The sequence below is a fragment of the Verminephrobacter aporrectodeae subsp. tuberculatae At4 genome (assembly GCF_000193225.1).
Lineage (GTDB): Bacteria > Pseudomonadota > Gammaproteobacteria > Burkholderiales > Burkholderiaceae_C > Acidovorax > Acidovorax aporrectodeae.
This window is the reverse complement of the sequence record NZ_AFAL01000572.1, coordinates 1-1,375: the sequence shown is the minus strand read 5'-3', so window position 1 is coordinate 1,375 and position 1,375 is coordinate 1. Positions and strand designations below refer to the sequence as shown.

The window sequence follows — 1,375 nt, the reverse complement described above, 5'->3', positions numbered from 1 at the left end:
GCTCGCCCATTTGAAGGGCCGGGCGTGCAGCAGCACGGGCGCGAGCAGTAGCGCGGCCGCAGCGGCCAGCGACAGAAAGCGGTGTTTGGATTGCATGGAACCCTTTCGATACCAAGTTTTGCTGTGCAGAAAAGCCGGCGCTGCGGCCAAGAGGAAGTCCCTGAATTCCCGGGCGGGCATTCTGGAGATGGACACGCAAAGATGGTGCCAAGCCCAGCATTGGACCAAGACGCCGCAGGCCGGCTGCGCAGCCGGGTCAGTTCACTTTGACCATGTGGATGTCCACGCGGTTATCCGCGCGGTGCACGAGATCGATGTTCCTCTTCATGGCCCAGGGGATCACCTGGTCGTGCAAGGGAATGTGCGACACGGTGTCGTTGGACAGTTGCAGCGCCTCGGTGAGCATGCGCGTGCGCACGGGCGCGTCCGTCTCCCCCTTGATGCGGTCCACGAGGTAGTCCATGCGCGGATGGCTGTAGCGACCCCGGTTGTAATGGCCGTCAGCGCCCGTGCCCACCGTGCGCACCAGCGATTGCAGGCTGTAGAGCGCGTCGAACGTGGGGACGCCCCAGCCCAGCATGTAGATGCTGGCCTCGAAGCGCTGGATCATCGGAAAGTAGGTCGCCAGCGGCATGGTGCGCAGCTTGGCTCTTACGCCCACCCGCGACCACATGGCCGTGACGGCCTGGCAAATGGCCTCGTCGTTGATGTAGCGGTTGTTCGGGCAGGCAAAGTCCACCTCGAAACCATCCGGGTAACCGGCCTCGGCGAGCAGCTTCCTGGCCGCTTCGACGCTGTACGGCAGGCGCTTGCCCACCGCCTCGGTATAGCCCGTGACCATGGGCGCCACGAGGGTGCCGGTGGGCTTGCCCAGGCCACGCATGATGCTGCGCGCAATCGTTTCCTCGTCGATGGCCTGGTACAGGGCCCGGCGCACGCGCACGTCCTTGAGCGGATTCTTGCCCTGGATGTTCGAGCCCGGCAGTTCCTCGCGGAACTGGTCCATGCCGAGAAAGATGGTGCGGTATTCCAGCCCCTCGACCACCTTCAACTCGGGGTTGGCACGCAGCCGCTCCAGATCCTGCGGCGAGGGGTCGAGCACCATGTCCACCTCCCCCGACAGCAGCGCCGCCATGCGCGTGGCCACCGACTTGATGGGCGTGTAGACGATCTCGGTCACGTTGCCCTCCATCGTGCCCCACCACTGGGGGTTGCGCTTGAGCACCATCTTCACGTCGGGCTGCCACGATTCCAGCGTATAGGGCCCGGTTCCCATGGCGTTGCGGTGCGCAAAATTCTCGTCCTTGCCCTTGAAGTCCTTGGGCTCGACCGACCGGTTCTTCCGCGCCCAAGCCTGGCTCATGATGCGCAGTTC

At 64.5% G+C, this 1,375-nt stretch carries 1 protein-coding gene; it reads right to left on the bottom strand.

Features of this window, described 5'->3' with window-relative positions; genetic code table 11:
• Nucleotides 1-256: 256 nt before the first annotated feature.
• Nucleotides 257-1,375 (bottom strand): ABC transporter substrate-binding protein (locus VTU_RS0118380; protein WP_010106917.1); only part of this gene is annotated, 1,119 nt, incomplete at its 5' end.